Here is a 25,596-nt window from a genome sequence, read left to right as displayed (position 1 = left end):
ACCCCTCTCACATTGGTCTGTCGAGAGTGCGTGACCGGTTCGTAGTGGAACCGGCAGGTATGTCGTTCTCGTCTACCGAGGGGGGTAAGCCCGCACACAGGACACTGGTACATGGTTCGGACACGCGTTGTCGGGCCCCGCGTGCACGGGTTGACGGGTTCATGGTTCGGTTGGGCGCACGGTGTGTGGCGCACGGAGGAGGCATCGGTGGCGGGCGAGTCCCCCGACAGGTCGAAGCAGCACGAGTCGTCGGCGGAACCGGCGTCGGGGAGTACGGCTCCGGTTCCGGATCCGAGGCTCGCGGTGGCACGGGAGACCGTGACGGCGGCTTCCCGGACGGACACGGCGACGGCCGTGTTCTCCACCAAGGGCGCCACGACGGGCCCCGCGAAGGGAGCCGAGGGCTCCACGCGGGGTTCCGCGGAGGCCCGGGTGTCGGGCGAAGGGCGTTCCCGGGGGAGTGACGGTTCTGCGGAGCCCGCCGGACCCGCCGACGGCCCGGAGGCCCCGGAGCCCGCCGAACCGGCGGACGGGACCGACCGGTCCGACTCGGGCGAGGGCCCCGTCGCGGGTGACGCGCGGCTGCGCGAAGCGGTGGCCGCGTGGGTCTCCGGAACGGGCGGGGAGGCCCCCGAGGGGACCTCGGGCGCCGGTGACGGCGATTCCGAAGCGGCGCCCGCCCCTGACGCCGCGGACACGGGAGAGGCCGCGGGAGAGGCCGCGGAGGGCTCCGGTGCGGCGCGCGACGCGGACGCGGAGGCCGACTCCGGTGCCGACGCCGACATCGATGGCGACTCAGGTACCGACTCGGTCCCGGGTGCCGACGCCGAGGACTCCTCCGCGGAGGGCGGGAGCGCCGGGAACGCGGAGGGCACCGCGACCGCCGCGACCGCCGAGGACGGTCCCGGTGACGCCGAAGGGGACGCGGACGCGGCTCCGGCCGCCTCGAAGTCCGACTCCGCGTCCGGTGCCGATACCGACTCCGATGCCGACACCGATGCCGAATCCGACGCCGGGACAGGGTCCGTGTCGGACACAGGCACAGGCACAGGCACGGGCACAGGCACCGGTACCGGTGCAGACTCCGCTGCCGTCGGCGACGAGGGCTCGGACTCCGAGCCCGCCGGTGGTGCCCGCTCCGAGGAGCCGGACGCACCGGACGGGTCCGAGGGCGGAGCCGCGCGGGAGACCGGTGCGGCGACCGGGGGCAGGCCCGGCGCCGGAGCCGATTCGCACGCGAAGCCCTCCGCCGACGAGCCGGACGCCGGCCCCGAGGCCGACGAGGCCGACGAGACCGACGGCGCGACGGCGGGGAAGCCCCGTGTCGACCAGCCCACCGCCGTCTTCAAGGTGCGCCCGCCCGCCGTGGACCAGCCCACGACGATGCTCAAGCTGGGCGACGCCCGGCCCGCCGCGGGTCGCGCCGGGTCCGACGCGAGGACCGGCGCCGAGGCCGGGGGCCGGACGGCCGAGAAGCCCCGGTCCGAGCCGCCGGCCGCGCCGACGGCCAAGCCCTCCGACGAGCCCGTCGCTGAACGCACAAGCAAATTCGTGGCGCTCAAGCCGCTCGACGAACAGGCGTCTCCGACGGCGGCCCCCGCTGCCCGGGGGCCCGTGCCCGCGGCTGCCGAGACGGCCGTCGTCCCGCAGATCGGCCCCGAGCGGACGACGCAGCAACCGCTGCCGCCGAAGCCGCCGTTGGACCTGCTGGCGGAGCTGACCAACACTCCGCCGCCCGCGCAGACGCCGGTGCGCACGCTGCTGCGGCGGGTCAAGATCTGGACGCCCCTCGTCCTGCTGCTCGTCGTGGTGTTCGCGGTCGCGCAGGCCGTCCGTCCGCTGCCGACGCCCGAGCTGACGCTGACTGCCGACGAGTCGTACCGCTTCGAGGGCGACAAGGCGTCCCTGCCGTGGCCCGACGAGGGCCAGGGCTGGATGGACGTCAACGGCATCGGGACCGTCGACACGTTCGGCGAGCAGAAGCCGGTCGCGATCGGCTCGGTCGCCAAGGCCATGACGGCGTACGTGATCCTCAAGGAGCACCCGCTGAAGGCGGGTGAGGACGGCGAGTCGATCCCCGTCGACGCGAAGGCCGAGACGGAGGGCGGCTACGACAAGGACGGCGAGTCGACGCTCAACACCGTCAAGGAGGGCGACACCCTCACGGAGAAGGACGCCCTGGCGGCCATCATGATCCCCTCCGCGAACAACATCGCCCGGCTGCTGGCCCGTTGGGACAGCGGTGGTTCCGAGGACGCGTTCGTCGACAAGATGAACGCGGCCGCCGAGGACCTGGGGATGAAGAACACGACGTACACCGACCCCTCGGGGCTGAAGGAGACCACGGTCTCCACCGCCGAGGACCAGGTGAAGCTCGGCAACGAGCTGGTGCGGATGAAGGCGCTGGTGGACATCACCAAGCTGCCGAGCTGGGTGGACCCGTCCGGCAAGAAGTGGGACAACTACAACCGCCTCGTGCCTTACAACAACGCCATCGGCATCAAGACCGGCTCCACCACCAAGGCCGGCGGCAACCTGCTGTTCGCCGCCACCCAGGAGGTGGGCGGCGAGAACGTGATCGTCGTCGGCGCGATCCTCGGCCAGCACACGCCGCCGATCATCGACACGGTCAACGCGGTCAGCAAGGAGGCGATGATCGCCGCCCAGGAGGCGCTGACCTCGCGGAAGATCCTCAAGAAGGGTGACGTCGTCGGGTACGTGGACGACGGGCTCGGCGGCAGGACGCCGGTGGTCGCCACGAAGGACGTCTCCGCGGTGGGCTGGGCCGGGCAGACCGTGAGGCTGAAGCTGGGCGAGGACGGCACGAAGATCCCGCACGAGGCGAAGGCGGGAACCGTGGTCGGCACGCTGAGCGTCGGTGGCGGTACGACGGGAGACGCGGTCGAGGTCCCGGTGGCACTGCAGTCGGACCTCACCGAACCGGGCTACGGCACCAAGGTGACGCGGATCCTCTGACGCGGACGTACACTCCCAAGTCCGACGAACCGGCCGCACCCCGCCGACGGAGAGCCACTCGGGCGCTCTTCGGCGGGGTGCGTGCTAGCGTCGCGAGAATTGGGGCAGGTCGCCCGCCGCGGGGCACGGCCGAGAGTGGAACAACGGGACACGGGAGTGCCTTCACGTGGCGACAGCGGAGCCGACGCACGCCGATGACGCCGAGCCGGGCCAAGAGGCCGGCCCGCGAATAGGAGTGCGCACACGACACGTCGAGGGCACCGGCGGTACCGGGGCCCCGGGCGGAGACACCTCCACCGATGCCGATGCCGATGCGGCTGCCCGAGCCGATGTCGACGGTGAGGTCGAAGCCGGAACCGACGCCGACGCGGGGACGGCACCCGATGCCGGTGCCGGTGCCGGTGCCGATGCCGGGTCCGACTCCGGGGCCGGCGGCGGGGACTCCACCAGGCTGAGCCGCTTCCTGCGGCACCCGGCGACCCTGGCCACCGCCCTCTCGGGCGTCCTCCACATCATCTGGTTCTTCACGTTCGCGAACAGCGGTGGCGATCTCGCGGCCCAGGACGCCTGGGCCGAGTTCGTCGGGCGGCACCCGGACTCCGCGTACAACCTCGCCTGGTACGGCGGCATGCACCCCGTGTCGTACAGCGTGGTGTCCCCGTACCTCATGTCCGTGTTCGGCGTGCGGACGACGATGATGATCGCGGGGACGGCCTCAGCCGGGCTGCTCACGCTGGTCCTGATGCGCAGCCGTGCCGTGCGGAACCCCGTGTGGCCCGCCCTCGCGGGCGTCTTCGCGCTCCTGTGCAACGCGGTGTCGGGACGGGTGACCTTCGGCCTCGGCATGCTCTTCGGGCTCGGCGCGACGGCCGTCGTCTTCTGCTGGCCGTACCGCTGGCGCTACAAACGCTGGGCCAAGGCCCTGTGCGCCGCCCCCCTCGCGGCGCTCGCGACCGCCGCGTCCCCCGTCGCCGGGCTCTTCGTCGGGTTCGTCGCGGTGGCGCTCTTCCTGCAGAAGCGCCGGCCGGGCGCGTACGCGCTGGGCCTCGCGCCGGCCGCGGTGGTCGGGGTGTCCGCCTGGCTGTTCCCCTTCTCCGGCACCCAGCCGATGCTGTTCGCCTCGACCCTGCTGCCGCTCCTGTACTCGGTGTTCGTCTACTTCCTCGTCCCCAGGGAGTGGAAGACCGTCCGCATCACGGCGGCGGTGTACGGGCTCGCGGTCCTCCTCGTCTGGCTGATCAGCTCGCAGATCGGCTCCAACATCAGCCGTCTCGCGATGCTCTTCGCGGGCGTCGCGCTGATCGCGGCGCTGCCCTTCACGGTGCCGGCGTCGCGCAAGTGGTACGCGATCATCGTCACCTTCATCGGCCTGAACGTCTGGATCGGCTTCAAGGCCGTGGACGACGTCGTGCACACCACGCCCGTCGCCTCCTGGGCCCGCGAACTGGCGCCGCTCGTCAACCAGCTCCAGGTGGTCGGCGCCGAGAAGGGCCGCGTCGAGGTCGTACCGGCCCGCTCCCACCGCGAGGCGTCCGCCCTCGCCCCGTACGTCAACCTCGCCCGCGGCTGGAACCGGCAGGCGGACATGGAGCGCAACCCCCTCTTCTACGACGACACCCTGAACTCCGCGAACTACCACGAGTGGCTCCAGCGCTGGGCCGTCCACTACGTCGTCGTCCCCAAGGGCGAGCCCGACGGGGACGGCGGAGAGCGGGAGCGGGAGCTGGTGCAGCGCGGAATGCCCTATCTGAAGCAGGTGTGGGGCGACGCCAACTGGCAGCTCTTCGAGGTCACCGACCCGATGCCGATGGCCGACCCGCCCGCCGTCGTCGACCGCGCCGAGCAGGGTGAGCTGACGATCGAGGTCAAGCGCCCGGGGCGGGTCCTCATCCGCGTCCCCTACTCACCGTGGCTGGGGCTCGTCGACGCCGAGGGCAAGGGCGTGAAGCCTCCCCAGGAGACGGACGAGTCCAAGAAGCGCGAGGACGGCACGCCGAAGACGTACGAGAACGTCAACGGCTGCCTGCTGGAGACCGAGGAGGACGCGCAGGGCGACCAGTGGACGGAGCTGCTGGCCCCGGAGGCCGGCACGTACCGGCTGGCGGCGCCCTACCAGCTTCCCCGGGGCACGCCGTGCCCCGAGGAACTCCGCTGAGCGCGTCCGCCGCAACCCCCGCTCGTCCGCGGTCCCACGGTCGGGACCGTCCCCGGGGACGGTCCCGACCGGTGGTCCTCGGGGCGCCGAGAGCGACTACTGGGCCGCTGCGGGCGACTCCGGTGCCGGTGCCGTGATCGGGAACGCCACGTCGCACACCGGGTCCTCCGGCCCGGCAGCGTCCCAGTCCGCGAAGTAGATCTCGCGGCAGGGCCCCGCGTACTCCAGCCCCTCGCGCTCCATCCACGCCTCCACGGCCTCGAACGCCGACAGGATCTGCGGATGGGCGACCTGCGCCTTGGTGATACGGGTGTACGCGAGCCTTCGCGCGGGCTCGACCCGTGCCGCCGCGCCCCACGTGCGTGCTTTACCGGCCGCCCAGGCGCGCGCGGCCGCGGCGTCGGCGACGGGCACGCAGCACTCGACCGGGCCGTCGCTCTCCTCGGAGACCTCGGAGTGGTAGACGACGAACGGCGAGTCCGTCGTCCCGCCGCACTCCCGCGCGGCCGCCTCCAGCCTCCCCAGCGACGCGGGGATCCAGACGGGAAGCTCGTCCGCCAGGGTGTGCCGCTTCTCCGTGACGAGCCACTGCTCGGGCACGTCCACGGTGTGGACCTCGAACCGTGTGTTCAACTCGGAACTCCTTCCGGAAAGCCGATCACGGAGGTGGTGCGCGAGCGTGCGCTGCCCGGCGAGACGTTCCTCGACCTCGGCCCAGTACGCGGCGAGCAGCTCGGCGGCCCGAAGCCCGCCGCCGTCCCCCGGCCGACCACCGGTCCCCGGCAGCCCGCCTGCTTCCGGCCAGCCACCGGTCCCGGGTTCCCCGCCGGGGCCGTCGCCGGACCCGGCCGCCTCGACGACCTCCGCGATCCGCGCCAGCGGCATGTCGAGCCGGCGCAGCAGGAAGACCAGGCGGGCACGTTCCGTCTGGGCCGCCAGGTAGTAGCGGTAGCCGGTCACCGCGTCCACGTGCGCGGGCACCAGCAGACCCAGACGGTCGTACAGCCGCAGAGCCTTCGGCGAGAGCCGGGCACGGGCGGCGAACGCGCCGATCGTGAGCAGGCCGTCGGCCGGCGGCGTCCGGGGCGGGACGGGTTGCACGGGTTGCACGGGCTCATCCTCCGTCACCGGGCGACTGCCGCCCGGTGACGGGGACGGTGGTCCCTGCCCCAGGGGCAAGGTCAACGGCCTGCGCGGCCGTTCCTCCGCTCAGCCGAGCTGCGCCTCCACGGCGGCCACGACCTCGGCCGACTCCGGCTCGGTCTGCGGCGAGAAGCGGGCGGCCACGGTGCCGTCCCGGCCGATCAGGAACTTCTCGAAGTTCCAGCGGATGTCACCGCTGTGCCCCTCGCCGTCGGCGAAGCCGGTCAGCCGCTCGTAGAGCGCGTGCCGGTCCTCCCCGTTCACGTCGACCTTCCCGGTCATCGGGAACGTCACGCCGTACGTGGCCGAGCAGAACTCCGCGATCTCCTCGGACGTGCCGGGCTCCTGGCCCAGGAACTGGTTGCAGGGCACACCGAGCACGGTGAAGCCCTGTGCGGCGTACCGCTCGTGCAGCCGCTCCAGGCCCGCGTACTGGGGCGTGAGCCCGCACTTGGAGGCGACGTTGACGATCAGTACGGCCTGACCCTTGTACTGGCCGAGGTCCGCGGAACCGCCCTGCAGGGCATCGATGTCGACGTCGAGAACAGAGGCGGCAGAGGTGCCGGCGTTGTCAGTAGTCATAAACGGATGCTAACTCCGGTCGCTCCGGGGAGGGGCGGCGGCCCGGGCCCGGCAGGACCCCGCGCCACCCTCCCCGCGTCCGGTGCGCGGTGGTCCCGCGCGGTCGGGGCTAGCGGGCCACGAACTGGGTGAGGATCGCCTGGACCTCGTAGATGTCCACGCCCTTGGTGAAGGTCTTCTGGATCGGCGTCGACGAGCCGGAGACCCAGATCTTCAGCTCGGCGTCGAGGTCGAAGGTGCCCGCGGTCTCGACGGCGAAGTGGGTGATGCTGCGGTACGGGACGGAGTGGTACTCCACCTTCTTGCCGGTGATGCCCTGCTTGTCGACCAGCAGGAGGCGGCGGTCGGTGAACAGGATGGTGTCGCGTATCAGCATGTACGCGGCGTGCACCTGCTCGCCGTGGCCGATCAGGCGCGCGTAGTCCTGCGCGGCCTTCGCCGGGTCGATCGTGTGGGCGTTTCCGAACAGCGCCATGACAGGCCCCCCATGGGTCGTGGTGACGTCACCGGACCGATGCGCACGGCCCGGACGACCGGATCGGTGCGACACGGTCGAAGTGACCGGATCTTCGCACGGTATGCACGCCGATACGGGCTTTGTGCGGCCCCGCGGGGCCGGTTGTGGCACCGTCGTGACGTTTCCCGCCGGACGCGGCGGCGGACCGGCGGCCGCGCGTGATGACTTGACGTGTCCCTGACGTAGTGCATTGATGGGAGCGCTCCCACGTTTCTTCCGATGCCCAGGTTTCTTGGCCCCCACTCTCTGGAGTCGCAGTGAGGACAGCGAGAAGCACGACGCGAGGCACGACGAGAAGCACGTCGACCGGCACGGCACCGGGTGCGTCCCGGGGTACGACGGCGAGTACGACACGGGGTGCGACACCGGGTGCGTCCCGGGGTGCGACGGCGAGTACGACACCGGGTGCGCCCCGGATCGCGACGGGAAGCGCGGCGCGGGGCGCTTCCCGGGGCCCTGCCCGGAGCGGGTCGCGAGGCGCGCCGCGCGGTGCGGCTCGCGGCGGGTCACCGGGCGGGTCACGGGAGGCGAGGGGTGGTGGCGGGCCCCGTGCGGCGGGGGGCGGCACCCGGGTCGGGCGGGGCCGTGGGCCGCTCGGCGGGGCGGCCGTGCTCGTGTGGCTCGTGGTCCTGGGTGTCCTCGGCGCGGGTACGGCACAGGCGCGGGCCTCGGCACGGCCGCAGGCGTCCGCGCGGGTGTCCACGCAGGTCACGTCCGCCCGGCTCCCCGAGGCGCGGGTCCCGTCCGTGCGTGTCCCGGGGGCGAGCACCGCGATCGGGAGTGGCGGGGCGGCGAGTGGCGGGGCGTCGAGTGCCGCGGCGGCGCGGACGCCGGACCCGGCCGGGCCGCCCGGTGCGCTCGCCGCCGGTCTGCACATAGAGGACGGCCGTCTGGTGGAGGCCGACGGGAGCGACTTCGTGATGCGCGGCGTCAACCACGCCCACACCTGGTACCCGGGCGAGACCCAGTCGCTGGCCGACGTCAAGGCGCTCGGCGCCAACACCGTCCGCGTCGTCCTCTCCGACGGCCACCGCTGGACACGGAACAGCCCCGCCGACGTGGCCGCCGTCATCACCCGGTGCAAGGCGAACCGCCTCATCTGCGTCCTGGAGGTGCACGACACCACCGGGTACGGCGAGGAGTCGGCGGCGGGCACACTCGACCACGCGGCGGACTACTGGATCAGCCTCAAGGACGTCCTGGCGGGCCAAGAGGACTACGTGATCGTCAACATCGGCAACGAGCCCTGGGGGAACACGAATCCCGCGGGTTGGACGGCCCCCACGACGGCCGCCGTCCAGAAGCTGCGCAACGCGGGCCTCCAGCACACGATCATGGTGGACGCGCCGAACTGGGGCCAGGACTGGCAGGGCGTGATGCGCGCCAACGCCCGGGCCGTCCACGACGCCGACCCCACCGGCAACCTGATCTTCTCCATCCACATGTACAGCGTCTTCGACACCGCCCAGGAGATCACCGACTACCTCAACGCCTTCGTCTCCGCCGGACTACCGCTCCTGATAGGCGAGTTCGGAGGACCGGCGGACCAGTACGGCGACCCGGACGAGAACACGATGATGTCCGAGGCCCGGCGGCTCGGGCTCGGCTACCTCGCCTGGTCGTGGAGCGGCAACACCGACCCCGTCCTGGACCTGGCGGTCGACTTCGACCCCAACGCGCTCAGCTCGTGGGGCCGGCGCATCTTCAACGGGGCCGACGGCATCGCCCAGACCTCCCGTGAGGCGGCGGTCTTCGGAGGCTCCGGGGCCGACACGCAGGCCCCGACGGCACCGGGGGCCCCGACCGCGTCCGCCGTGTCGAGCACGTCCGTCGCGCTGAACTGGAGCGCGGCCACCGACAATGTCGGCGTCACGGGCTACGACGTCGTCCGGGTCAGCGGCGGCTCCGAGACCACCGTCGCCGCCTCCACCGCGAGCACCGTCACGGTGACCGGCCTCGCCGCCGGGACCGCGTACACGTTCGCGGTGTACGCACGCGACGCGGCGGGCAACCGCTCGGCCCGCTCGGCCACGGTGGACGTCACCACGGACGAGTCCGGCACCCCCGGCACCGGCTGCTCCGTGGGCTACCGGGTCGTCAACGAGTGGCCGGGCGGATTCCAGGGCGAGATCACCATCCGCAACACCGGTACTTCGGCCGTCAGCGGCTGGACCCTGGGCTTCGCCTTCCCCGACGGGCAGACCGTCAGCAACATGTGGGGAGGGACACCCGCGCAGAACGGCGCCTCGGTGACGGTGGCCGCCGCGTCGTACACGTCGAGGATCCCCGCCGAGGGGTCCGTCGCGGTCGGCTTCACGGCGGCGAAGGGCGCCACCAACACGGCTCCGGCCGCCTTCACCCTCAACGCCGCTTCCTGCGGAACCGGTTGATTCCTGCAGGTCGGGTGGCCCCGGGGCGGGAGCGGCCCCGGGGCCACCGAGTTGTCCTGCGCAGTCCGCTGGTCGCCGGGGCCCGCGACCGGTCGGTGCGGCGCACGAGCGACGCGGGGGAGGGGCGACTACAGGTCGACCCGTGTCTCGCCGCCGCTGCCCTTGCCGCTGTCGCCGTCACCGCGTCGGAGGACGACGTGCGCGGGCCTGAAGGGCAGGCCGCGCAGCACCGGCTCCATGACCGCGAAGAGTGCGTCGGCATCGGGTCCGTAGGCGTACAGCACGACTTCGCCCCCTCCGAACTCGTCGCCGTCGAACTCACCGACACCGGCGTCCTCGACGGCGGTCGACATCGCCCGCCCGGCCCTGTGGACCAGGGCACGCTGACCGGCGTCACCGAAACCGTCGCGCGCGAGGCGGAAGCGGGCGATGACGGCGTGCTCGTCGTCCCCTGTACCGGGGACCGTGTGCATCTCCATGCCGGACACGCTCTCACCGGGCTCTGACAACCGGGCATCCGCGGCCGGGCACGACCGCCGGGTGCGCCCGGCGGGTGAGATCGCCCCACGCCGAGGTCGGCAGCCGGCACCCCGAAAGGCCCGGCCCCGCAGTCAACTCGCCCGACCGGGCACCGACGTACGCCCGAGGCCCGTCCCGGTCGAGTCGTCGCCGATCGAGAAGGTCATCCACTCGATCCCGGGGACCGTGAACCTTCCGGAGGACGTGATCGCCGCGATCCCCTCGAACTCGCGGCGGTCCCCGCTTCCGGGACCGACACTCCAGCCCGTGCCGATCGCCCACGCGGACTCCAGCGTCGCCAGGAGCGCGTCGGCCGGGTCCGAGCGGTTCAGCGGCGACACCAGCTGGACCTCGGCGAGTCCGGGGAGCTTCCAGTAGCGCTCGTAACCGGTGATCTCCATGGGATGCCCCAGGAGGGCCTCCACGCGCCCCACCAGCCGCTCGGCCTTGTGCCGGTCGCCGACGCGCAGATGGCAACGCCAGTGCACCGACGCGAACATGGGGTACCTCCGGAGTCGGCGGAGCGGCCCGCCGTGGCGATCGAGGCCCACACCCTAGCGCCACGACCCGCGCTCGCCCGAGGCGCTGCGGGTGAGCGCGGTGGGGCCGTGTTCCTGGAACCAACCCCGGTCCCGCTGACGTGCAGATACGGGGGAGTGGTCGGGACGGTGTCCCGGACCGGGAATGGGCAGCACGGGCCGACGGATGGATGCGAGTACGCACCGCATGGACGCAATCGACGACGAAGTGGCGGAGTTCGCCCTACTGCTGGCACGTCTGAAGCAGCGGACGGACCGCAGCTACGCGGCGCTCGGCCACCGGCTGGGCATGAACGCCTCCACGCTGCACCGCTACTGCGCCGGAGAGTCCGTACCGCTGGACTTCACCCGGATCGAGCGGTTCGCCGTCCTCTGCGGAGCCACCGCCGAGGAGCGCGGCGAGTTGCACCGCCGGTGGATCCTGGCGGTCGCCGCACGGCAGCGGCCCCGCCCGTCCGACGCCGTGCGGGCAGCGGCGCCGCAGGACGCCTCGGGCACCACTTCGGGCGCCTCGGCACCGGACGCGTCGACGAGCCGGAGCGGTCCGGTGGGCGAGCCTCCGGAGCCCGCCCCGCCGGCCGAGCGGCAGCCCCGGTGCTGGCACCCCCGACGACGGCCCGCGCGATCCGTCGCGCTGGCGGCAGCGCTCGCCGTCGCGCTCGCGGGTCTCGTCACCTCCGCCGCCGGACCCCCGTCCGGCGGCGAACCGTCGGCCTCCGCCCGCACCGCGCCGCACAACTCCGCGCCGGCCGGGGACGAAGGCGGCAGACCCCTCGCCGGACCCTCCCCGAGCCACGATCCGTCGGCCTCCGCCCGTGCCGTACCCAAACCCTCGGCGTCCGACGGGCGCGACGCCGACCGCCGCGGGGAGGACGGCACCGGCGCCGGTACGGCCCCGCCGCGGACCCCGCTCACCTGGACCTCCAACTCCCAGCTCTGGCAACTCGAATGCGACCACGACTACGTCATCGCCAAGTCGCCGAAGGAGGTCCCGCCGCCGCCGGCCCCGGCGGACGCCGAGGCGTGGGCCGCCTCCCAGCAGGCGGTGCACGGGCGCACCACCGACCTTCGCGTCTCGGTCCAGGGACGCGGCTCCGCGGCGGTCGTACTGGAGGCCCTGCACGTGCGCGTGGTCAACCGCACCACCCCCGCCGTCCGCCGGGGCATCGCCTACTCCACGTACGAGGGCTGCGGCGCCCCCCTCGTCCCCCGCCACTTCGCCGTGGACCTCGACGCGCGCCGGACCCTGGCCCGTTCGGTGGCCGGCAACGACCCGGGGCGGGCGGACACCGCGGTCGACTTCCCCTACCGGGTGTCCCTGAGCGAGCCGGAGGTACTGCTGGTCTCCGCGCGCACCGAGTCCTGCACCTGCGACTGGTACCTCGAACTCGACTGGTCCTCGCAGGGCCGGACCGGCACGGTGCGCATCGACGACCACGGCCGCCCGTTCCGCACCACGAGCATCGAAGGGCTGCCGCACTACTGGTACCGCGACCCCCGCGGCTGGATCCCCATGACCGCGAACTCCGACAACGCGGCGGAATCCGACGAGGGTTGACGCACCGAGGAGCCGTACCGCCGACGGCCGCCCGGCAGGGTCCCGATACGGCCGCGTCACTTCGACATGATGAAGTCCAGTGCGTAGCCGGGAGCGGTCGTCCAGTAGGTGACCCGCTGGAAGTCGTTGGCGTACAACGTCTCGACGGGCATGGGGACGTCGATCGGCCCGCCCGCGTTGCTGCCGGGCCTGCGGCCCTGGAGGGTGAGGGTGATGCTCTTCGCCTCGTACTCGTCCATGGGCCCGTTGACGAGCAGACCGGCGTAGGCCTCCTCACCCGGGGCGAGGGTGACGGGCACCCCCGGGTCCGGGTCGCTCTCCTCGATCACGGGGGCCGTGGTGCGGCCGTCGCCGAGCCGCACGAGGGGGTAGCGGTAGAGCTTGCACTTCTTGTCGCCGGCGTTCTGGACGGTGAGGAGGAGGTGCCTGGCGTCCACGCTGTCCGCGGGCTCCTTCACGGCGGACACACCGAGGACCTCCTGGGTGCAGGCGGGGACGGCGGCCGTCGAGCCGGCCGTCCTCGGTGAGGTGGCTGCCGCCTTCGGTGCGGTCCTGGTCGCCTGCGGTGCCGTCGCGGATGCCTTCGGTGCGGTGGTGGTCGCCCGCGGTGCCGTGCCGGCCGCCTGCGGTGCGGTGGTGGTCGCTCGCGGTGTCGTGCCGGACTGCGGTTCGGTGCTGGACGCCTGCGCCGAGACACCGCATCCGAGAGCCAGGAGGATGCCCGCGGACAGGGCCGCACGGCTGCTCACAAGGGACTTCACGTTCATCCGGGTGTTCCTTCTCTGATCGGTACGAGGTCGTGCGCACCGGCGCTTCGGCCCCGCTGAGCGAGGCGTGTGCCGGGCCGGTCGTGGCCCTGCCGGGGCGTTCGGCCGTCTCAGCCGGTGCGACAGCCACAGCTTCTGACGCCTCGTCGGCACGGGACAAGACGCATCGGCCAACCTGCAACGATGGAACATCCCACCCCCGGCGACCTGCGGAAACAGGGAAGCCTGGGATGCGTTTCGGGATGACTTCGAGTTGACTCCGGGGGTGGCACCGGGACGACTTCGGGAGGGGAGGCGCCCGAGGCCGGGACTCCGTACCTCCGGGCCCCCGGGTTTCCGGCTTCCGGACCACTCACGGTCGCGGACGGTTCAGGAGCTCTCCGGAGCCGTTCGGGAATCGATGCGCCGGCGTGCCTCCTCGCGCGACGCCGCCCACTTCCTGCTGATCTCCACCGGGCGTTGGTGGCCGCACTCGACGACATCGCCGGCGGCGTCGGTGACCTCGGCGTAGCAGTCGCCGGCCTCGATCCAGACGGCGATGTTCTCGATGCCGGCCGCCCGGTCCTCCTCGTCGGTCCACAGATCGACGGAGAAGGCCAGGTCGTCGCCGCGGTAGTCGGACCGGACGCGGAGCCTCTCGCCCGGCTTCAACCACCGGTCCTCCCCCAGCGGTTCGAGCCACAGCGTGAGCCATCCGGTGGAGTCGTTGCGCACATCCATGACCGCCATGGCCGCACTCTACGTATCCGTGACGCCGCCGCACGACGGCGGCCCCGGAGGCAACCGTCGACGTCCGGAGGACGGCCGGGAACGCCACGAGGCCGTCCCCGCGTTCCGGTACGGCGTCCCGGTACCGCGTCCCAGGCAGTGCACGTTCGCGCAGGTCGGAGCGGGTGGGACGGTTGCGTCGTTGCGGGTCGACCGGGGTTGGTTGCGACGGGTTCCCGGTGCGCTCGAAGCTGTGGGTGTCGCACCGGCCGGGGCGGGACCGGGGCCCCGGCCGCACCTGGTGACGACTCCACCCCCCCACCTGCGTACCGGGCATCCCTGTGCCCGAGTGCCCGACGCAAGTACGTCCTGCGCCGTCCTGCGCCGTCCTGCACCGCCCTTCGGCGGCCTCAGGCGTCCTCCAAGAAAGAAGACACGACATGAGCAGCAACACCCACGCACGCCGTCGTCCGGGTCGCCGGGCGGCCGTCGCCGCCGGTCTCCTCCTGGCCGTCGGTCTCAGCGTGTCGACACAGGCACTGGCACAGGCCGCCGTCCCGGCCCCCGGCAAGGCGTACGCGAAGGCGGCCGCCGCGCCCCGGTCGGTCAGCGGCTTCAACGGCGACCCGGTGACCCGGGTGGCCGACTTCTACGGCGCGTACGTGGACGCGAAGGACGCCGCCGAGGGCCCGGACACCGCACTCGCCAAGGCGCTGCGTGCGCGCTACCTGACGCCGGCTTTCGCCAAGCGGCTGGCGCTGTGGGAGAGGGCGAACGGGGCGGACGGTGTCCTGCGCGCCCAGAACGTCCCGGTGCGGTGGACGGTGAGCGAGGGCGGCAACGGCCTGGAGGTCGTCGTCACACTGACCTTCGGCGGCGGGGAGTCGCCGACGGTGAGGACCGACCTCGTCGTGGAACTGGAGCCGGTGTCGGGCGACGTCACGGACATCCGCACCGCCAGCGCCGGCTGAGGACGCCGCCGCTCCAGCCTGCGCTCCACCGGTCCGCCCGCTCCACCCGGTCTGCCCGTTGCGTCCGGTCCGCTCCCGGCTTCGTCCGGGGGCGGACCGGGCAGCGGCCCTGCGGCCCTGCGGCCCTGCGGCCCTGCGGCTCAGCGAACAGCACCGGCACCCCGGAATCCGGGTGGGGCACCGGGTGTGAGTAGCCCTGTGGTCTTGTGGTTCTGCCATTGAGTACGGGTACTCATGATCGAGTGTTTCCCCGCGGTCCAGTGTGGTCGTCAACAGCCGGACCGATCCGAAGGAAGCCCGATGCCCAGCACTTCCCAACCGCACCGTCTGCGTCGACTTGCTGTGCTCGCCCGGGACAGTTGGCTCGCGCGGAGCTACCTGGTCGTCTTCGGTGTCTCCCTCGTGGCCATGTTCCTCTTCCCGGACAGCCCCTTCGCCGCGGTGCCGCTGCTGCTGACGGCACCCCTGTGCACCGTGGCGCTGTTCCTCCCCCTCGATCCCGGGTCCACCGTGGAGGGTGCGGCCGACTTCCTCGCTCTCGGCGCGGTGGGCCTGTGGCTCGCGGTGTGCGCGCTGGTGAACGCCTGCGTACTCGGCGCCGTCACCACCCGCCCGGCCACACCCCGGACGCCCGCCGCATCCGCATCCCGACCGGGCACGGAGACCCCTCCGAGACGGGTGATGGCCGAGCAGGACGGCCCGCGCGGGCTTCGGGGCGTGCTGGCGCCGGCGCTGGACAACTGGCTCGCGCGCGGCTACCTCGCCGTGGTCGCCGCAGCGCTGGGGTTCTTCCTGTACGCCGCGTATGTGCAGCAGGACGCGGGATTCGCCGCGATCTGGCCGGTCATGGCCACGGCGCCGTTCAGCCCTCTCGCCCTGCTGCTCGCGGGACCCGCGGAGTACTACTCCGCCCTTCCCTGGCTGGGCTCCCTGATCCTGCTCATCGGAGTCACCCTGTCCGGCCTGATCAACGCAGTCCTGCTCGGCCGCCTCGCCCGCCGACTGCACGGCAGCGAACCGCGTCCGGCCATGGGCTGACGGCGCGACGAGAGGCGGACGCCGGTGGCGTCGCGGCACGCGTGAGGCACGGCCGCGGTCACGGCGAAGGGCCGGTCCCGGAGGATCAACCCTCCGGGACCGGCCCATAACGGTGTGCCCCGAGCGGGACTCGAACCGGCGACGCCCGCTTCGGGGTGCACGGGAGTGGCACGGCCGGGACCATACGAAAGGGCCAGTTCGAGAGGATCGCCCCTCTGAACTGGCCCTTGGCCGTGTGCCCCCGGCAGGATTCGAACCTGCGACACCCGCTTTAGGAGTTCGATCTACACCCGCCCCTGGGGCCGTCGACGGCTGGTCCGACGGTCGTCCGGGGGCGCTGCTGTTCGCCGCTGTCCGGCCCTGTTGATGTCAGAGTTGGATGTCAGCGAAACAGTTTCGGAACTGTGCAGACCTCCAACGGATCGTCCGGCCGGTCCGCGCACCGCCACAACGCCCAGCAGGTCCGTCGGCCGTCGTCCTCTCGCTTGGAGAGCACCAGACTGCCTGACTTCATAGGCTGGTGGCACTCTGGACAGGCCGGAGCGCCGTTGATCATGAGACGCACCCTAACTGAGTGATTTCTTCGTCCCGAAGTTACTTGGAAGCGTACTCGGCTTTGATCCCGCGTCCCCTCACCTGAGCTGATGGGCCACTTTTGATGAATACGTTCTGCGCTGATTCGGGACGTTTTGGAGCATCACATTACTTTCCCGTGCGCAATGATTACTTGTTCAGCGCAAAAGCGCACAAGAGGAATTTCTTTGGAAAGTTCATCGTCATCGATGAAAGGAGAATATTTCGGCCGAGCGCCGTCCTTGGCGTGGACTAGAGAGTTTCGCGTCTGGTAGATGCGCTTTGCCAGGGCGGCCTTCATTTCAGTTTCTCGGCTGGCTTCGAGATCCACAGTAACATTCTCCGAGAATGATGGAGAATTCTCCTTATAGTAGTCAATCAAGCTTGCATCGTGTGTCCTCAAGTCATCGAGTAGGCGGTCAGTTTCGACAAATTTCTCCAATGTCAATGCTAGTGCGCGCTGCTCGTCAACGCCGCCTTCATCGCGCACTTTTCGCTGATTAGAGGTGACTAGCTTAATCACGCCTTGAATATCTTTTGTGCGTTTCAGTGAAAAGGCCGGATCTGCGATCTTCCTCCGCACCTGCTCGGCGAAGTCATCATTAAAAACCTTCTCGAAGAAATGTTCGGCAATGTGATAGTACGAAAGATATTGCAGCATGGGGCTTTCGGCCGAAACGGCTAGCTGGTAGTGATGTACCAAGTCCGAGTTGTAGGTCATTCTCGGTGCATCCATTGCGGCTTCTTGAGCTCGTCCGCGTCTGCGTACTCGCCCTGCACCCGTCAGGTGATCCGCGTTCGGTGCTACCCGGAATGAGAGGTCGTAGTTGAAGGCGAGCTGAAACAGGAATGCCTCCGCTACGTCTTTGAAATCTGGTCGTGCCTGTGTTGACTCAATTCGGAGAGTCATGAACGGCATTGCCTCGGAGACTGCTTGAGTGAGAGAGAACTCATCAGCGGATGTATTGGCTTCGTAGAATCCATAGCTTGTCCTATTGCGCAGCCTCCGGCGGGCCGTCTGGATGTAGAGTGCACCCCTCCGTGGTGGTGCATCGTTATCGTTGAGGAGGAGGTTGAGGGAGAACTCGAGGGACGGATCTCCGATGGAATACCGTAGGCCGGTATCGTTGGATGAGGTCAACTCTTCCAGATCGCGGGGAAGAATGCCTGCTGGTCCAATTGAGCTATTCCTTACGATCAAAAGCTCGCAACGGTTAGGCCATTTGATCTGGGCGCAATTGTCTCTTGATGCCCCGTTGAGACCGCTTACTGCCGCCCGTAGATCTGAAATATCAAACCGCGTCGCCTGAGTTTTCGAATCGACTTGAATCGGTGTTTCTAGAATTAGGTGATTTTCCGTCCATGCGTCGATGGCGACGACTCTCTTGAGGGCGTTAATAGCCTCCTCTTGAGTGATTTCAGTCATTGGCGCTCCGTTGATTCGTCTGCGGCTGGCGGGTACGACAAGTCACTTATATCCGAGACTTGCCACCGAGGGAATCGTTTTGAGGAATCTCAGGTCAGCCGAGGGGGTTGACCGTTCGCCACCCCAAGACCTTGACCCGGAAGGTGGGGACAAGCGTGGAGCCCTCGGTCACGACGTACCGCTCCTCCGGCATCAACTGGCTGCATGCTTTGAGCATTGCAAGGGTGCCGGTCGGGTTGAGCGGGGCGGAGGCAGGAGTCCAGTCCAGACTGCGGGCGTACCAGTGCCCACACGTCTACCAAGTGACATGACCCAGACTGCGCCGCGCCTCCTGGCTGCCGAACTATGGGCGGGACGGCCGCTGAGGTCTGCTCGGCTGGTCAGACGGTCACGCGGGACTGTTGACGGTTGGGTCCGGTCGCGATGGTTGCTGTACCTCGCTGCTATACGGCAGAGAAGGCGTCAGATACAACTGCGCCATGACGACTCAACCGACACGGCCGATGTGGTGGTCCGAGGTGGCAGTCTTGCTTGCCGTGACCGGCGCGACCCTCGTGGCGATCGCGTTCCTGGTGTCGTTGGCAAACAGAGGCGGTGACGTGACCTTCGCCGGCGTGCTGTCAATTCTGTCGACCGTGGTGTCCATCGGCGTCGGCAGGTTCGGGATGTTCGGTTCAGGGCGTGGGGGCTGCGTCGGCAAGCCGTGTCCTGTACACGGTCTTGAAAACCGTCGTGGCGCGAGTCACCGTGGGTTCAAATCCCACACCCACCGCAGGTGAATGGCCCCTGACCGGGCGAATCGGTCGGGGGCTCCCTCCTTCCCCGCTCGCTGCGAGCGACCGTGGTTCCCCGCGATTCCCTGCCTGATCGGGCACGGAAGGGGCACGGTTCTTCCGTGCATGAGCATGATCAGGCAGGGGGATCGCATACTGGCGTCATGCTCTCGCCACAGCGGTTCCGAGATGCCCGGCACACGAAGTACCACTTCATTGATCATGTGCTCGTGAGCTGTCCGAAGTGCGCTGGGATTGCGCACGTTGCCCCGGTGGCGTCGGCGGCTGAGGACGAGGTTCCTTCCGTGTTCGCGCGCCGCCGTCTCGTCTGTAGGGCGTGCGGTCTGTCACGAGAGGCTGCTGGGGGAGGGTTCCGCCTCTTCCGAGGGCGAGGCGAAGCGACAGATCCTTACTTTGGTCTGCCGTTGTGGTTGCAGACAGAGGTGCGACACGGCTGGCTGTGGGCCTACAACCCGGAACACCTGGAACTGATCCGGAAGTTCGTACAGGCACCGTTGCGTGAGCGAGCCCCATGGGATGCGCAAGTAAAAAAGATGACGCTCGTCGCGCGGCTACCAACCTGGATCAAGAGCGCGAAGAACAGAGATGAGGTTCTGCGCGCCATCGATCGGATCCGGGCGTCCCTCGCCTGACCAGCTCAACCACGCACCTACCCCAGCTCCCATCCCGTCCGCCGTCGACCCACACACCGTGGAGCGGGCGTGGTTCAGGGCGTCAAGGTGGAGCGCGCCACTGTACGAACGACCTTGACGCCCTGGGCCGCGACTGCTCGGCTCTGCCTGGGTCGACGGTGGACGGGATGGGAGCCCACCACGCTCGCCACGATGTGCCCGCGGCCGGGGACGGCGCCCCCTCCATCCCGGTGCCGGCCGATCCCCCGCCGGAGGCATCGTCGTGACCGTGGGCCATGAACGTCGGGTTCTCGACTCATGACCTCCGGGCCTATCCACCTGTGGGCGGGCGTCGGCGCAGCCGGGGCGGAGCGGGCCGAAGGCAGGAGCGGCGCCCCGAGCGGAGCCGGGAGCCCGCCCGGCGGAGCGGAGCGCAGCCGGGGCTTGATGAAGTAGAGAAAGTTCTATCCCTTGAAGCCTCAAGGCCGGCCCAACTGGTGCCTGACGGTGCGCCTAGGGGCTACCCCGCAACGGCTTCAGCGTCAGTCGATGATGGGCCCAGCCGCCGACCAGCGCTGGCCGCGGGGCCTCTGATGTCCAGACTCCAGGTGATTGCCGCTCGCATCGAGGACTGCGTAGTCGCCCACGATCTTGTGCGGATCACCATCCTCGTAGAGCCACACAGTGACGCAGCCCTTCGAGATAGAGGTGTCGAACCAGACGTCGATCCCCTCCACCTCAGAACGGACCGTGAGCGCCTCCCCCGGCTTCATCCAGTAGTCCTCGCAATACGGTTCGATGAAGAGGCAGAGGTCGATGTCGCCCTCGTTCGTCACCGGCAGGCTGTTCTTCACGCGTGCTCTGAGAGCAGACGCCTACCGTCGTGGCTCCGCACGTGAGGCCCGTTGCCGTCCAAGGCGTCCAGGAGTCGGATCGCGAAGACCTCGGCCATGCGCTCGCTGATCTCTTCGGGCGTGAGCCAGTCGACCGCGGTTGATTCGCTGGACGTGCGTTCCGTGCCCCCGGAGGGCTTGCAGCGGAAGACCAGGGCGACGATGCCCCGGGTGGTGTTCTTGTAGACCCCGGTGAGCTGGTCCACCTCGACGTGAATGCCCGTCTCCTCGAAGACCTCGCGGGCCACGCCGGCCTCGGGGGTCTCGTCGAGTTCGAGTACGCCGCCGGGAAGTTCCCAAGTGCCGTTGTCCGCGCGGCGGATCGCCAGGAGTCGGCCGTCCTCGCCGATGACCACTCCGGCCACGGACACGGAGTGGAGCGGCGTTGACTCGCCTTCCTGGGCACTGTTACTCATGTGCAGGAGCATAGGAGGAAGAGAAGGACTATGGGAACAGCAGTAGGAGGTGAGCGGTCCGTACCTCGCTACGTACAGATCGCCGACGAAATCGTGCAGCAGATCCGGGCCGGTGTCCTGGCGCCAGGCGACATGGTGCCCAGTGAGTCCGAGCTGGTCGACCGCTATGGCGTGTCAGGCGGCACGATCCGTAAGGCCATGGTCGAGGTGCGTGCGAGCGGGCTGGTCGAGACACGGCACGGCAAGGGCTCGATCGTGAAGGACCGACCGCCGGTGCGCCATCGGTCCTCCGACCGCTTCCGGCGCTCCCTCCGGCAGGGTGGCAAGGCCGCCTATCTCGCCGAGTCCGCGCAGTCCGGCGCCACGGCCAAGGTGAGCGTCCTCTACATCGGCCCAATGGAGGCCCCGGAGGATGCCGCGGAGCGGTTGGGCGTCCCCGCCGGCACTCAGGTGCTCGCCCGGCGACGGCTCTACTTCCGCAACGGCACGCCCGTCGAGACGGCGACGTCGTATCTCCCGTGGGACGTTGTGAAGGACATTCCCGAGCTGTTCGCCGAGAACCCCGGCGGTGGCGGCATCTACGCCCGACTCGAAGACCACGGGCACGAGTTCGAGGAGTTCGTCGAGACCCTGCAAGGGCGGCCGGCCTCAAAGGCGGAGTCCTCGGAGCTGGCTCTCAGCCCCGGCGCCCCGGTCATCCACCTGATCCGTGAGGCCCGTACGACCGAGGGCCGCGTGGTCGAGGTCTGCGACACGCTCATGGCCGCTGACCAGTTCGTTTTCGAGTATCGAATCCCAGCCGTCGACTGACGCGTCCTCAACTCCCCACAGCCCGTCGCGAGTTCTTCATCGCGGCGGGTTGACTCATGCATAGGAGTCATGCACTCTTCTTCATGTCACTCATGTACATGAGTGACGGAGTCCAGCCTCTATAGAGGAGTGAATCGCTGTGCGTCAGATTCCCGTCGACACCACGAACGCGACCGTGATGGTCGCCAAGGCTCCGCAGCCGAAGGTCAAGGACCGCCGAACCGGTGAGATCGCCCTCGACAAGGACGGCGTCACCCTGATGACGGTGGAGGTCATGTTCTCCACGCCGGACGAGGTGGAGATCCTCAAGCTCACCGTTCCGGCGCCGGGCGTCTCCGAGGACCTGGCCATGGGCACTCCCGTCGCGCTGACGGGCCTGGTCGCCTCGGCGTGGGAGAACGAGTTCAACGGCCAGAAGCGGCACGGGATCGCCTTCCGCGCGGTCGCCGTCACCTCGGTCGCCGCCGCTGGCTCGGCGTCCAAGGCGGCCTGATCATGAAGGTCTTAACCGTCGCGCTGGTGCTGGTCGTCGCTGCCGCAGTGATCCTGCGGTGGCGGCGCCCCGCCTGGTACTGGCTGGCCTTCGGCGCCGCCTTCGCCATCGGGCGGGTGCTGGTCAACTACACCTCGGTGATGGACGCGTGCAGGCTGACCGTCCCGCCCTCGCGCTGGCGCCTGGCCCTCGCCCGCATCGCCAACCGGCCCGTTCCGGAGTCCCGCGCCCCGCGCATCCTGCGTCTGCGCCCCACCAGGACCGGCCTGGTCCTCCGTCTCAAACTCCGCCCCGGACAGGACGCTTTCGACGTCTCAGCCGCCACGGACCGGCTGCGCCACTCCTTCGCCATGTACGGCGTGACCTCACGTGAGCTGCGCTCGGGTGTGGTCGAGGTGCGGATGACGGGCTACGACGTCCTCAAGCGGGTTCACATGCCTGCCAGGACCGATCCGGCGCCGATGCGCGTCCCGGTCGCCCTGCGTGAGGACGGGTCCGTGCACTACCGCGACTACCGAGCCGTCCCGCACGGTCTGATCCTCGGGGCCACGGAGTCCGGGAAGTCCGTCTTCCAGCGCAACCTGGTCGTCGGGCTGGCCCCTCTGGACGTCGCGCTGGTCGGCATCGACTGCAAACAGGGCGTCGAACTCTTTCCGCTGGCCCGCCGGTTCTCCGCGCTCGCCGACAACCCGGACGCCGCCCTCGACCTCCTCGAAGCCCTCGTCATTCACATGGGAGACGTCTACCAACTGATCCGGGCTGAGCAGCGGATCACGGTGAACGTCCCGGACGCGGAGATCGCCTCGGACATCTGGGACCTCCCCGACCACCTGCGCCCGGTCCCGATCGTGGTCCTGGTGGACGAGGTCGCCGAACTGGCCCTGTTCGCGTCCAAGGACGAGGAGAAGCGCCGGGACCGCATCATCACCGCCCTGGTCCGCCTCGCCCAGCTCGGCCGTGCCGCCGGCATCTACCTGGAGATCTGCGGGCAGCGCTTCGGCTCCGAACTCGGCAAGGGCATCACGATGCTGCGGGCCCAGCTCACCGGCCGCACCGCCCACCGCGTCAACGACGAATCCTCCGCCAACATGGCCTTCGGCGACATCGCCCCCGACGCTGTCCTCGCCGCCATCCAGATCCCCACCGAAGCCCCCGGCATCGCCGTGACCGGCGACTCCTCCGGCGGCTGGGCCCGTATCCGCGCCCCGCACACCTCACTGCGCCAAGCCGTGAACATCTGCAACCGGTACGCCGACCGCACCCCGGACGTCCCCGCACTCGCGCCCTTCCGGCCCGTCGTCGGGTCCCTGGTCCCGGCCTCCGAGCCGCTCGCCAAGACCGCTCCCGTGACCGCCTGACACCTCCCGCTCCTCGGCCGGCGTGACCGTCTCGCGCCAGGTCCCTACCCCCTCCATGCCTGAAGGGAGACCGATCCCCATGTGCGAACACATCGAGGACTTCCACCGCACCGTGCTGATGCTCGGAGCACTGGCCCTCTACGCGGACATGCCCGGTGCCGACGACGCGTTCATCGACACCATCGGCCCGTGCCTGGCCGCATCGCTGCCCGAGCCGCCGCCCGGCATGTTCCCGCCGGGCTACGACCCCGCCGGCGGCCCCGACTTCCCCGGTAGGGCGTGATGGCTCGCCCTGCGTTCCGCGTCGACGCCGTCCTCGTCCAGGCCGTCATCGCCGGTGCCCTGTCCTTCGCCCATCTCCACGACCTGGCCGATGCCGCCGGGCAGGACGGCTGGAAGGCCTGGGCCTACCCGATCAGCGTCGACCTGCTCCTCGTCGCTGCCTGGCGTCGGCTCCGCTCGGACGGTCCGTCGCGGCTGGCCTGGTGCTGGTTCCTCATCGCCCTGGTGGCCTCGCTCGGCGCGAACGTCGCCACCGCCGGGTTCCTCGACCTCGCTCATCCCCCGGCCTGGCTGCAATTCGGCATCGCCGGATGGCCCGCGCTCGCCTTCCTCGGCGGCACCCTCCTCGCCCACTCCCACCCGTCCGAGGATCCCGAGCCCCTTCGGCCGGCACCCGCATCACCGGTTCCGGCGCCGGAAGTGGAGCAGGAATCCGCCCCCGCCCCGGAGCCCGAACCGGCTCCTCTCCCCGCGGTCGAGGACACCCCGGCGCTCGCCCCCGCTGCCCCGGCTTCACCGCCTCCGCCTGTCCCGGCCGCGCTGGTCGACCACGCCCGCAAGCTCGCCGCCGACCACCACACCCGCACCGGATCCCCGATCGACACCGAGACCCTGCGCGCACGCCTCGGCGTCCCGCCCCAGCTCGCCGACGCCATCGCCGCCCAACTGGCCTGACCTGAGAGGAGAACCGCCATGCCTGCCCGTGACAACTTCCACTCCCTGATGCGGATCGGCCCCGTGCAGATCGGCACCCACCGCGACCGCCACGGCCACACCAAGCACGCCGCCGTGTGCACCAACGACCACTGCGGCTGGTCCGCCGACTACTCCAGCCAGACCGCCGCCCAGCTCGCCGCCCGCACCCACCGCTGCCCCGCCCGCTGAGGAGACACCCGTGCAGGTTCCGCTCTGGCTCGCCCTGATCGTCGTCGGCTCGCTCGGCGTCAAGCTCATCCGCCCGCCCTGGTGGCTCGTCGCCGTCCTCCTCCTCGGCGGCTACCTCCTCGCCGACAGCCTGCTGGCCCCCGTCATCGACACCGCCGTCAAGTAGCAGCACTCGAAAGGAGATCCACCATGTTCCGCCCCAAGGTCCCGACCATGCCCCAGCCCACCGGCCAGCTCGCCCCGCCCGCCGCCGTCGAGCCGACCACCATCATCCAGGCCGCCCCCGCCTCCACGCCGGCGCCGACATCGGCCCGGCCGACTGTCCAGCTCACCCCCGGCGCCGTGATCGCCCCCGTCGGTGGAGGGACGGCCGTGGTCCTGGTCGTCGGCACCGTCCTGGTCTCCATGCTCCTCGCCATCGCCATCACGGGTGCGTCCGTCGCCATCTGCGCGCTGGTCATCCGCTCGCTGATCACCTCCGAGAACAGGCGCCGCTGACCGGCCTCCGGACGGCGCCACAAGCCGCCAAGCATCGCCGCCGTCCGGACGGCCCACGCACCCCTTCCAACCGCCGCAGAAGGAGAACCGTGGACACCCAAGCGCTCGCCGCCGTCCTGCCGTTAGTCGGCTGGGCCACCCACTCCGGGCTCCTCGCCCACCGCCTCGCCGCCGCCCGCCGCGACCCGCTCACCGGCCTGCACACCCGAGCCGGATGGACCGCCCACACCATCCGCTTCATCCGCCGGCACTCGGACGCACTCGTCGTCCTGGTCGACCTGGACGGCTTCAAGACCCTCAACGACTCCTACGGCCACGCCGCCGGGGACTCCGCCCTCGCCGCGACTGGTGCCCGCCTCGCCAACTGGTGCGGGCGGCACGGCATCGCTGGACGGCTCGGAGGTGACGAGTTCGTCGCCGTCGTCGATCCCCTCGCCGGGCCCCAGCTGGGGGACCTGAGCCGCGATCTGCACCGGCCCTTCCTCCACGCCGGGCAGAAGCTGCCGCTGGCCGCCTCGTTGGGCTCGTGCCGCCTTGCCGACCTGCCCACCCGAACGCTCCCCGCCGCCCTGGCGGCTGCCGATGCCGCCATGTACGCGGCCAAGGGACGCGCCACCCGCCGCGGGCAACGCCCCGCCTCCGCCTGACCGGCCTCCGGGCGACGCACAAGCCGCCAAGCATCGCCGCCGCCCGG

Annotated in this window: 27 protein-coding genes and 1 tRNA gene; 17 read left to right on the top strand and 11 right to left on the bottom strand. The window is 70.3% G+C overall.

Annotated features, from left to right (window positions below; genetic code table 11):
• The first annotated feature begins 207 nt into the window (after positions 1-207).
• The gene (locus tag IE265_RS05460) at positions 208-2,976 is read left to right on the top strand and encodes a D-alanyl-D-alanine carboxypeptidase (RefSeq protein WP_229916048.1); all 2,769 of its coding nucleotides are present in this window, start codon (positions 208-210) and stop codon (positions 2,974-2,976) included.
• A 166-nt stretch (positions 2,977-3,142) separates the two neighbouring features.
• Positions 3,143-5,131: a DUF8823 domain-containing protein gene (locus IE265_RS05455; RefSeq protein ID WP_190034198.1), complete on the top strand. Its 1,989-nt coding sequence runs from the start codon at positions 3,143-3,145 to the stop codon at positions 5,129-5,131.
• Between the two features lie 96 nt (positions 5,132-5,227).
• Here IE265_RS05455 and IE265_RS05450 read toward each other — a convergent pair whose 3' ends face one another.
• The 3 genes from IE265_RS05450 to IE265_RS05440 form a co-directional block, all read right to left on the bottom strand.
• Entirely contained in the window at positions 5,228-6,241 is a 1,014-nt protein-coding gene (locus tag IE265_RS05450) for a MerR family transcriptional regulator (RefSeq protein WP_373302904.1), read from the bottom strand.
• Between the two features lie 99 nt (positions 6,242-6,340).
• Positions 6,341-6,856, bottom strand: a complete 516-nt coding sequence (locus tag IE265_RS05445; RefSeq protein ID WP_190034197.1) for a glutathione peroxidase — start codon at positions 6,854-6,856, stop codon at positions 6,341-6,343.
• A gap of 109 nt (positions 6,857-6,965) precedes the next feature.
• Positions 6,966-7,331, bottom strand: a complete 366-nt coding sequence (locus IE265_RS05440) for a PH domain-containing protein (protein ID WP_190034196.1) — start codon at positions 7,329-7,331, stop codon at positions 6,966-6,968.
• Positions 7,332-8,119: 788 nt separating this feature from the next.
• On the opposite strand from IE265_RS05440, the gene IE265_RS05435 reads away from it, so the two are divergent.
• Positions 8,120-9,763 (top strand): cellulase family glycosylhydrolase, encoded by a 1,644-nt coding sequence (locus tag IE265_RS05435; protein ID WP_190034452.1) that lies wholly within the window; start codon positions 8,120-8,122, stop codon positions 9,761-9,763.
• A 128-nt stretch (positions 9,764-9,891) separates the two neighbouring features.
• On the opposite strand, the gene IE265_RS05430 is transcribed toward IE265_RS05435, so the two are convergent.
• Both IE265_RS05430 and IE265_RS05425 read right to left on the bottom strand, forming a co-directional pair.
• Positions 9,892-10,242, bottom strand: a complete 351-nt coding sequence (locus IE265_RS05430; RefSeq protein WP_190034195.1) for a hypothetical protein — start codon at positions 10,240-10,242, stop codon at positions 9,892-9,894.
• 132 nt (positions 10,243-10,374) lie between these two features.
• A complete protein-coding gene (locus IE265_RS05425; RefSeq protein ID WP_190034194.1) occupies positions 10,375-10,782 on the bottom strand; it encodes a hypothetical protein in 408 nt (135 codons plus the stop codon).
• Positions 10,783-11,008: 226 nt separating this feature from the next.
• On the opposite strand from IE265_RS05425, the gene IE265_RS05420 reads away from it, so the two are divergent.
• Complete coding sequence (locus IE265_RS05420) at positions 11,009-12,379, top strand: helix-turn-helix domain-containing protein (RefSeq protein WP_190034193.1); 1,371 nt, start codon at positions 11,009-11,011, stop codon at positions 12,377-12,379.
• 56 nt (positions 12,380-12,435) lie between these two features.
• Here the strand turns inward: IE265_RS05420 and IE265_RS05415 are convergent, their stop codons facing one another.
• Positions 12,436-13,146: a DUF4232 domain-containing protein gene (locus IE265_RS05415; RefSeq protein ID WP_229916046.1), complete on the bottom strand. Its 711-nt coding sequence runs from the start codon at positions 13,144-13,146 to the stop codon at positions 12,436-12,438.
• Positions 13,147-13,515: 369 nt separating this feature from the next.
• On the bottom strand, positions 13,516-13,875 hold the full coding sequence (locus IE265_RS05410) for a hypothetical protein (protein ID WP_190034192.1): 360 nt from the start codon (positions 13,873-13,875) through the stop codon (positions 13,516-13,518).
• Between the two features lie 419 nt (positions 13,876-14,294).
• On the opposite strand from IE265_RS05410, the gene IE265_RS05405 reads away from it, so the two are divergent.
• Positions 14,295-14,825: a hypothetical protein gene (locus IE265_RS05405; RefSeq protein ID WP_190034191.1), complete on the top strand. Its 531-nt coding sequence runs from the start codon at positions 14,295-14,297 to the stop codon at positions 14,823-14,825.
• Between the two features lie 300 nt (positions 14,826-15,125).
• Positions 15,126-15,863, top strand: a complete 738-nt coding sequence (locus IE265_RS05400) for an SCO4225 family membrane protein (protein ID WP_190034190.1) — start codon at positions 15,126-15,128, stop codon at positions 15,861-15,863.
• A gap of 697 nt (positions 15,864-16,560) precedes the next feature.
• Here the strand turns inward: IE265_RS05400 and IE265_RS05395 are convergent.
• Both IE265_RS05395 and IE265_RS38930 read right to left on the bottom strand, forming a co-directional pair.
• Positions 16,561-17,862: a hypothetical protein gene (locus IE265_RS05395; protein ID WP_190034189.1), complete on the bottom strand. Its 1,302-nt coding sequence runs from the start codon at positions 17,860-17,862 to the stop codon at positions 16,561-16,563.
• 94 nt (positions 17,863-17,956) lie between these two features.
• A complete protein-coding gene (locus IE265_RS38930; RefSeq protein WP_268255783.1) occupies positions 17,957-18,079 on the bottom strand; it encodes a hypothetical protein in 123 nt (40 codons plus the stop codon).
• Positions 18,080-18,541: 462 nt separating this feature from the next.
• On the opposite strand from IE265_RS38930, the gene IE265_RS05390 reads away from it, so the two are divergent.
• Both IE265_RS05390 and IE265_RS38170 read left to right on the top strand, forming a co-directional pair.
• Positions 18,542-18,636, top strand: a tRNA-OTHER gene (locus IE265_RS05390).
• Between the two features lie 163 nt (positions 18,637-18,799).
• On the top strand, positions 18,800-19,288 hold the full coding sequence (locus IE265_RS38170) for a hypothetical protein (RefSeq protein ID WP_229916045.1): 489 nt from the start codon (positions 18,800-18,802) through the stop codon (positions 19,286-19,288).
• 521 nt (positions 19,289-19,809) lie between these two features.
• Here the strand turns inward: IE265_RS38170 and IE265_RS05385 are convergent.
• Together IE265_RS05385 and IE265_RS05380 are read right to left on the bottom strand one after the other, a co-directional pair.
• Complete coding sequence (locus IE265_RS05385) at positions 19,810-20,121, bottom strand: hypothetical protein (protein WP_190034188.1); 312 nt, start codon at positions 20,119-20,121, stop codon at positions 19,810-19,812.
• Positions 20,118-20,588, bottom strand: a complete 471-nt coding sequence (locus IE265_RS05380; RefSeq protein ID WP_190034187.1) for an NUDIX hydrolase — start codon at positions 20,586-20,588, stop codon at positions 20,118-20,120. The genes IE265_RS05385 and IE265_RS05380 overlap by 4 nt, the downstream gene beginning before the upstream one ends.
• 18 nt (positions 20,589-20,606) lie before the next feature.
• On the opposite strand from IE265_RS05380, the gene IE265_RS05375 reads away from it, so the two are divergent.
• The 9 genes from IE265_RS05375 to IE265_RS05335 all read left to right on the top strand — a co-directional run bounded on the left by IE265_RS05375 (position 20,607) and on the right by IE265_RS05335 (position 25,549).
• Positions 20,607-21,386: a GntR family transcriptional regulator gene (locus IE265_RS05375; protein WP_190034186.1), complete on the top strand. Its 780-nt coding sequence runs from the start codon at positions 20,607-20,609 to the stop codon at positions 21,384-21,386.
• A 139-nt stretch (positions 21,387-21,525) separates the two neighbouring features.
• Entirely contained in the window at positions 21,526-21,879 is a 354-nt protein-coding gene (locus IE265_RS05370) for an SCO3933 family regulatory protein (RefSeq protein ID WP_190034185.1), read from the top strand.
• A gap of 2 nt (positions 21,880-21,881) precedes the next feature.
• A complete protein-coding gene (locus IE265_RS05365; protein WP_190034184.1) occupies positions 21,882-23,237 on the top strand; it encodes an FtsK/SpoIIIE domain-containing protein in 1,356 nt (451 codons plus the stop codon).
• A gap of 79 nt (positions 23,238-23,316) precedes the next feature.
• The gene (locus tag IE265_RS05360) at positions 23,317-23,520 is read left to right on the top strand and encodes a hypothetical protein (RefSeq protein ID WP_190034183.1); all 204 of its coding nucleotides are present in this window, start codon (positions 23,317-23,319) and stop codon (positions 23,518-23,520) included.
• The gene (locus tag IE265_RS05355) at positions 23,520-24,194 is read left to right on the top strand and encodes a DUF2637 domain-containing protein (protein ID WP_190034182.1); all 675 of its coding nucleotides are present in this window, start codon (positions 23,520-23,522) and stop codon (positions 24,192-24,194) included. The genes IE265_RS05360 and IE265_RS05355 overlap by 1 nt, the downstream gene beginning before the upstream one ends.
• An 18-nt stretch (positions 24,195-24,212) precedes the next feature.
• The gene (locus IE265_RS05350) at positions 24,213-24,404 is read left to right on the top strand and encodes a mobile element transfer protein (RefSeq protein ID WP_190034181.1); all 192 of its coding nucleotides are present in this window, start codon (positions 24,213-24,215) and stop codon (positions 24,402-24,404) included.
• A 10-nt stretch (positions 24,405-24,414) separates the two neighbouring features.
• On the top strand, positions 24,415-24,570 hold the full coding sequence (locus IE265_RS05345; protein ID WP_190034180.1) for a hypothetical protein: 156 nt from the start codon (positions 24,415-24,417) through the stop codon (positions 24,568-24,570).
• A gap of 23 nt (positions 24,571-24,593) precedes the next feature.
• The gene (locus tag IE265_RS05340; RefSeq protein ID WP_190034179.1) at positions 24,594-24,902 is read left to right on the top strand and encodes a SpdD-like protein; all 309 of its coding nucleotides are present in this window, start codon (positions 24,594-24,596) and stop codon (positions 24,900-24,902) included.
• A gap of 89 nt (positions 24,903-24,991) precedes the next feature.
• The gene (locus IE265_RS05335; RefSeq protein WP_190034178.1) at positions 24,992-25,549 is read left to right on the top strand and encodes a GGDEF domain-containing protein; all 558 of its coding nucleotides are present in this window, start codon (positions 24,992-24,994) and stop codon (positions 25,547-25,549) included.
• Positions 25,550-25,596: the final 47 nt, after the last annotated feature.

The sequence above is a fragment of the Streptomyces fructofermentans genome (genome assembly GCF_014651055.1).
Lineage (GTDB): Bacteria > Actinomycetota > Actinomycetes > Streptomycetales > Streptomycetaceae > Streptomyces > Streptomyces fructofermentans.
The sequence above is the reverse complement of the archived record's forward strand: the minus strand, read 5'-3'. Positions and strand labels throughout refer to the sequence as shown.